The 4,098-nt window shown below is 41.3% G+C and carries 4 protein-coding genes; all 4 read right to left on the reverse strand.

Translation table 11 applies throughout. The features are described from left to right. Nucleotides 1-142: 142 nt before the first annotated feature. The 4 genes from V5298_RS19925 to V5298_RS19940 all read right to left on the reverse strand — a co-directional run bounded on the left by V5298_RS19925 (nucleotide 143) and on the right by V5298_RS19940 (nucleotide 3,913). Complete coding sequence (locus V5298_RS19925) at nucleotides 143-1,156, reverse strand: hypothetical protein (protein WP_332933171.1); 1,014 nt, start codon at nucleotides 1,154-1,156, stop codon at nucleotides 143-145. 138 nt (nucleotides 1,157-1,294) lie between these two features. Beyond that, entirely contained in the window at nucleotides 1,295-2,236 is a 942-nt protein-coding gene (locus tag V5298_RS19930) for an SDH family Clp fold serine proteinase (RefSeq protein WP_332933172.1), read from the reverse strand. A 112-nt stretch (nucleotides 2,237-2,348) separates the two neighbouring features. Continuing rightward, a complete protein-coding gene (locus V5298_RS19935) occupies nucleotides 2,349-3,173 on the reverse strand; it encodes a hypothetical protein (RefSeq protein WP_332933173.1) in 825 nt (274 codons plus the stop codon). A 65-nt stretch (nucleotides 3,174-3,238) separates the two neighbouring features. Further along, nucleotides 3,239-3,913: a hypothetical protein gene (locus V5298_RS19940; protein ID WP_332933174.1), complete on the reverse strand. Its 675-nt coding sequence runs from the start codon at nucleotides 3,911-3,913 to the stop codon at nucleotides 3,239-3,241. Between the last annotated feature and the right edge of the window lie 185 nt (nucleotides 3,914-4,098).

A 4,098-nucleotide genomic window follows, 5' to 3' on the forward strand; every position in this document is an offset into this window, starting at 1 on the left:
TTGAATTGATAGCTCTTGGCTCTCATGAAAACTTTTATCGCGATGTTAAAAAGTTATTCTGACCAATTGCGTATAACGCCCGGCTCACACGCCGGTTTGGAGCCGCGAAGCGGCGGAAAATCGGTCGCGGTGCAGCCGATTGTTAGCCGTCACTCGCACCATTTATTTGCTCGTTCCCTCGAAAGTTTTCTTCTAACAATTCCAAGGTTGATAACAATCGTTCTTGAAAAGTTTGTATGACTCCGGGGAGACGACGGTTTATCTTGTTTTCGTTGCCATAGAACAAGTTTCTGTTCTTAAACGCCTCAAATCGGCCGCCTGCGTCCAGGTCTGGGAACAGAAGAAATTTCTCTACGCATTCACCATTTGATATCACTCTGTATGCCTTAGGCATATCGTCTATGAGGCCGTCATGGATCAGATGATTCCGAACGGATTCAATTTCCGTGAGCAAGGGGCATGTCTCGAACAGCGTACCTTTACGGTTGTTCAACGATACTTTTTTTCTGTCACTATAAAGCGAGTTTTTTGATGCCAATCGAGGGTACGAATCAAACTGACTTTTCAATTTCTCAGTTTCAATTGCAAGCTTCGTCACGTAATCAAGAAGACTATGGAGCCTGATGTAAATAAACCCAAGTAACGCGTAGAGCTTTGTCACGACGGGGGATGTGACGTACCGAACCCCATCGTCCTCTTCAATATTGGGGAAAAACATCTGTTCTAAGTTCAGGACCTGATAAAACTCTCCTTGGAGTTGCATCACCTCCTTGCTGCACTCCTGAACACCACTGATAAGCTTTCGGCAGTCAAACAGGTACAACGCTTCGTTGACCGGAAAGTCAGGTGGAAATTTTCCTAATAGTTGGTTGAATAATTCCTTGGAAACCGCAGCTTCTGAATTCATTCCCGCTGTCGACAGAAACTCCGGCGCGATTTTCAGGAACTCGTAAAACCGTCCAAGATCGCCGAATATTTGCTCTGCAAATGCGTCATGAAGCCGAACGCAAACAGCGTCTATTGCGTAAAGATGATTACCCTGAGTTGGATACCAGGCACCCTGTGGATCACGCTTAAAGTACACCCCCTCCGATAGAGCTGGGGCTTCAGTGGGGATTCCGTTTAATGACAAGTATAGATATTGAATTTTCGACATCCCTTCGTGATTAGGCCACGCGGCTAACACCCACATAAGGGGCAGTAATACGTGGGCTAAAATAGGAGCGAAGCGACAGAGCCCACGTGTTACTGTCCCAGGGAGCTTGCGACCGACTTAATGTGATTGTTAAATGCCTTATTCGTTTTCAGCATCAAAAGTGTCAAGTCCGTTATCAATACTGCCTACATACCTTATTCTTTTTTGGTGGAAGGCCTTGAATAAAAACTCTAAGAAGTCTAGAAATTCATAAATTCTATTTCCAAACTCATATTCTGGGGTTGATTCCTTGATTACACTTTTGCCTAGCAAAGTGGCAGCTTCGTCCGAATCGATTACGAATCCATGATCTTTATAATGGTTCGTTAAGTGAGCTGCTAATCTTTCTTCGTCCCAGTTGTCGGGCAATGTTTTACCAGCGAGTAATCTCTCAGCATATTGGACAGCGGATTCATTTATTCTTTCGAAGTAACCTAAATCTCTGATACTTAGATTATCTGTAAGATATTTCGCAAACATATCCGACGCATCTGGAAATCTGCTAGACATTTCAGCAATTTTTTCCATTGCGTTGGCTAAACCAGAAGCAGGGAAACCACCAAACTGCGGATCAATAGGACCGAGTTCACTCAATAACCCCATATGAATCTCATTTGCTCCTAATGATAATAAAGTTGCAGCTGACTTAGCTCTTCGAGGTACACTAACAACGAATTTGTCTTTACATAGACGCTTACATGTTTTGCTAATAAGATAGGCAGGTTCAATTTTTCCACCTCCACTTTGTAGAACCAAAAGAATATCTTTGGAACTTCTAAGGTCAGAAATTGCCTTGTAAATCTGGTTGGAATGGTACGGGTAAATGGAATGCCAATCATCGAAGAGAAACACTACGCAGTAGTTTCCCATACCAAATTCTGTGACTAATGTTGAGATGTATGCAGACACATGCGATTTAATTTTATCTTCACTTAAATCGTCCCGAAACATTGCAATAATATCCGCCCATTTAGACAAATCATATGACTTTTCTTCTTCCTTAGCGTCTTGTGATTTTGTAGCTTTTTTTTGTTCTGACATAAAACTTCCTTGATATTTAAAAGGCATTTAACGCCCGCAGCACACGAGGCTTTGCAGTGGAGGCGTAGCCGAAACGAAAAAGCTGTCGCTGTGCCTGCGATTGTTATGCGTTTTAGTAACTGAATACATGCCACTGATTCCTCGCGTACCTTAACCCTTTTCCGTTTAGCACAACCCATGCACCTGTAATTGGCTCAGGCAATTTGGGGACTGTACTTGGAAGGTTCATTTCGCCGAAAAAGTATGATTCAACTCCCCAAGGCGCTCCACCAAGAACAATCGGAATAAAAGCGTGTTTTTCCGTTGCATCAGATTTTCTAAGTTTTTCTACAACATCCGCTTTATCATAACTGCTCAAAAAGCTTCCAATCCAATCAGCTACATTGTTTCCATTTTGATCGATTGGGCCACCTCCACCATCCATCGTCAAGTGAACAACACCACTTCCCTCAGCTCGATACATATGAATGGAGGTTATCCCTAAGCCATCTAGTTTTTTGAATATTTCTAGGCTAAAACGCCTCATTTGCCAATCAACGGGGGAAAATTCTATAAGGCCCAATTTTTCACATTTGCCAATCGCATCTGCGATGTTTTGTCTGAGCGATTTAATATTCGCTGATTTTTTAATTGAAACAATCCAGTCGCCTGATGAATGAACTTTGATGGGCCCTTTTGCCGGGCCTATGTTCCATGTTTCAATTGCGACCGAATCAACTGCACCAACGCACTCAATAGCATATTCAGGAGAACTCGCAGCCCCAATAATAAGATCATACATTCCAGGTTCTGAGCCATCGTCGTGAACTTCAACCTGCATGCTCAACTCGTTGGCAACGATATTCTTAGCCCAGTCTTCGGTAGTCATCAATACCCGGTCCCTCGCCCTGCATAACGCCCTAATAACTGGCGCGTAGGTTGGCGTTGTTTTTGCCATGTTTTTCTTTTGCAAAAACGATGACAACCGTAATGCGTCCAGTTGATTAGCTTGTTATAAGCCCTTTACGTTGAAGTTATGTAAGTTACTGTAGTTTGTACTACGGCTACTATAATTAACACAATTGTTAACCATTTCATTGATTTGGATTGCGCTAAATTTTGATTGTGCTTTTTCAATTCATCTTCGTAATCAGATATCGTACTCAATGCTTTAGGTGAAAGTTTGTATTGAAAATCAACTTTTATTAACTCACCGCTTTCAACTAACGACTCTAACAACAATTTACTATAGCTAAGCTGTCGTTCTTTATCTGGATGAAACACCCACTTTTGGGTGTGTAACATTGTAGCTAATGAAATCTCATTGAATTTAAAATTTTGACTTTCAATCGTTTTTTCTAAGATAATTTTTAAAGTATCAATTCGTTCAGAGCGAATGAGTCCTTTTCTATTAAAGATAAACTGATCCAACTTACCAAATGCTATTTTCAATTTATCAATGGGTAAAACCCCTTCAAAAAAATAGCTGGTAAGTGATTTATATTTAAGATCATAAGGTCCATAGAAATGGGTAATATCCAGCTTTTCATTTTCAAGTAAAGAAAAAGGAATACATACATTTGTATGTTCCTTTTCTCCACTCCAAAACTTACCCTCAAAACCTTTTTCCAGCACATCTTTAACGAGTAGAGTCCAACTATCATCTATTGATCTTACATAAATGACGACGCAATCCACCGAATGAGCTTTATCACCAGACCGAGGGATTGTGTCTGGTGCTGGTTTTTTATTTAGCTTTTTAAGAAGCCATCGTTGGATAATGTTAATACAGCCTCCTATGGGCTTATAACTTTTAAATAAGGGGCGCAGACGTGTGGGCTAAAATCCGAACGAAGTGAGCAGCCCACATGTTTGCGTCCCAG

Origin of the sequence: Alteromonas sp. 14N.309.X.WAT.G.H12 (assembly GCF_036697315.1) — a bacterium.
Taxonomy (GTDB): domain Bacteria; phylum Pseudomonadota; class Gammaproteobacteria; order Enterobacterales; family Alteromonadaceae; genus Alteromonas.

Bases quoted from the DNA above. Each gene is read 5' to 3' on its own strand.
- V5298_RS19925 (WP_332933171.1), bottom strand. From the start codon at position 1,156: ATGTCGAAAATTCAATATCTATACTTGTCATTAAACGGAATCCCCACT.
- V5298_RS19935 (WP_332933173.1), bottom strand. From the start codon at position 3,173: ATGGCAAAAACAACGCCAACCTACGCGCCAGTTATTAGGGCGTTATGC.
- V5298_RS19930 (WP_332933172.1), bottom strand. From the start codon at position 2,236: ATGTCAGAACAAAAAAAAGCTACAAAATCACAAGACGCTAAGGAAGAA.